General features: G+C 61.7%; 3 protein-coding genes. All 3 read left to right on the forward strand.

Features of this window, described 5'->3' with window-relative positions:
* The coding region (locus B7449_RS13115) for an MSMEG_0565 family glycosyltransferase (RefSeq protein WP_148431344.1) at positions 1 to 1,149 on the forward strand (1,149 nt) is incomplete at its 5' end.
* Positions 1,137 to 1,424: an MSMEG_0570 family nitrogen starvation response protein gene (locus tag B7449_RS13120; protein ID WP_048883689.1), complete on the forward strand. Its 288-nt coding sequence runs from the start codon at positions 1,137 to 1,139 to the stop codon at positions 1,422 to 1,424. The genes B7449_RS13115 and B7449_RS13120, both read left to right, overlap by 13 nt.
* A 16-nt stretch (positions 1,425 to 1,440) precedes the next feature.
* Positions 1,441 to 2,120, forward strand: a 680-nt coding sequence (locus B7449_RS13125) for an NAD(P)-binding domain-containing protein (RefSeq protein ID WP_048883690.1), incomplete at its 3' end; no start/stop codon positions are given.

Raw genomic sequence — 2,120 nt, forward strand, 5'->3', positions numbered from 1 at the left:
TCGACCAATCCGCGCGGCGGTGTGGTGCACGGCATGGCGCTGGCGGAAGCCCTGCGTGACGCGGGCCATGACGCAACGCTCATCGCGCCGGACGTAACAGGAGCCGGTTTCTTCCGCACGCCCTGCTGCGCCACATACTGTATTCCGGCTGTGCCGGAGAGCGATCTACCAACGCTGGTGGAGCGCCGCATTGGTGAAATCAGGGACGCACTGCATGGGCAGCATTTTGACGTGCTGCATGCGCAGGACCCCATCAGCGCCAATGCACTGGCCGATCTGGTGGAAAAGGGGCGGATACCGGGCTTTGCCCGCACGGTCCACCATCTCGACCGTTTCTCCCACCCCATCCTTGCCGCGCGACAGGAGCGGGGCTTCATGGCGGCGGCCGAACTCTTTACCGTCAGTACCCTGTGGGCAGGCATCCTGCGTGACGAACATGGTCGCGAGGCCCCCATCGTCGGCAACGGGGTCGATCCCATGCGCTTTTCGCCCGCACCAACCACGCACGATGCCTCGCTACGGGCGCGATATCATCTACCCGTCGGTGAGCGCCTGATCCTGTCCGTGGGCGGGATCGAGCGGCGCAAGAATACCCTGCAACTGCTCGATGCGTTTCTGGCCCTTCGCCGCGAACAGCCTGATGTGCATCTGGTTGTGGCGGGCGGGGCTTCATTGCTGGATCATTCTGCCTACCGGACGCTGTTCGCGGCACGTCTGCACGAAAGCGGTGCAGCGGATCACGTGACCATAACCGGACCGGTTGCGGATGAAGACATGCCTTCATTCTACCGGCAGGCGGATGTGCTGGCCTATCCGTCCATAACAGAAGGGTTCGGCCTGTGCCCGCTGGAGGCGCTGGCCTGCGGCACCCCTGCCATTGTGCCAGAAATCGCGCCCTTTACCGGGCACCTCTCGCAAGCGGATGCACTGTGGTGTGACCTGGCGCGCCCCGAAACCCTGTTGGTGGCCTTGCGTGACGCGCTGAGCATCAAAAGTCGTGACCATTTTCTGGTCAGCGGTCCCGCAACCGCCCGTCGTTTCGACTGGCGCAACGTCGCTGGCCGGCACATCCCCGCATACCGGCGTCTCGCGGCGCTGCAGCACGCTGGCGTCCCTGCTTCAGGAGTTTTGTCACCATGCCTGAAATGACCTTTCGCGTGCGCTGGCCCGATGGGAAGGAGACCGACTGTTACTCCCCATCGCTGGTCATAAGAGACCATTTCACGCCCGGTCAGGACTATCCGGTCCGAGAGTTTCTTGAAAAGGCGGATACGGCCCTGACGGAAGCCAGCGAGCGGGTTCGTGCGCGCTACGGCTTTCCGTGCAGCCGCGCCCTTGGCCAGCTGCATGCCATTCGACAGGCCAGTACGCCCTTCCTCAATCGACCCGATGCGCAGGTGCGTGTCCTGTCTTTCAGTTATTGAGACGAAAAGAATGACCATGTCACAGAACGAAAAAAGCATCCCCGTCATCATCGTGGGTGGCGGACAGGCCGGGCTCTCGATGAGCTGGTATCTTTGTCGCGAGAAAGTGGAGCACATTGTCTTTGAGGCAAAGACGGCCTGCCATTCGTGGGATGACGAACGCTGGGACAATTTTTGCCTGGTCACGCCAAACTGGCAGTGCGCACTCCCAGGGCATCCCTACAAAGGGAGCGATCCTCATGGCTTCATGGTGAAGCAGGAAATCATCGACTACGTCAAAGGCTTTGTTGAGTCCTTCAATCCGCCCCTGCGCGAGCACACAGCCGTTACCTCCATTACGCGCCATGAAAGTGGTGGCTACCACGTGGTAGCAGGTGGTGAGGCGTGGCACGCGAAACATGTTGTCATCGCGTCAGGTGCCTATCAGGACGCGGTCATCCCCGGCTATGCCAGCGCGATCGACCCCGCCATCCATCAGGTCCACTCGCAGGATTACCGCAATGCGGCCCAGTTGCCGGAAGGGGCCGTTCTGGTCGTGGGCAGCGGCCAGTCCGGCGCGCAGATTGTCGAGGACCTGTTCCTTGAAAAACGCAAGGTCCATCTCTGTGTCGGCTCCGCCCCGCGTGTCTCGCGCTTCTACCGTGGGCGGGATGTTGTGGACTGGCTTGCGGACATGCACTTCTACGACCTTACGGT

Origin of the sequence: Komagataeibacter intermedius TF2 (assembly GCF_000964425.1) — a bacterium.
In the GTDB taxonomy this organism is placed as follows: Bacteria; Pseudomonadota; Alphaproteobacteria; order Acetobacterales; family Acetobacteraceae; genus Komagataeibacter; species Komagataeibacter intermedius.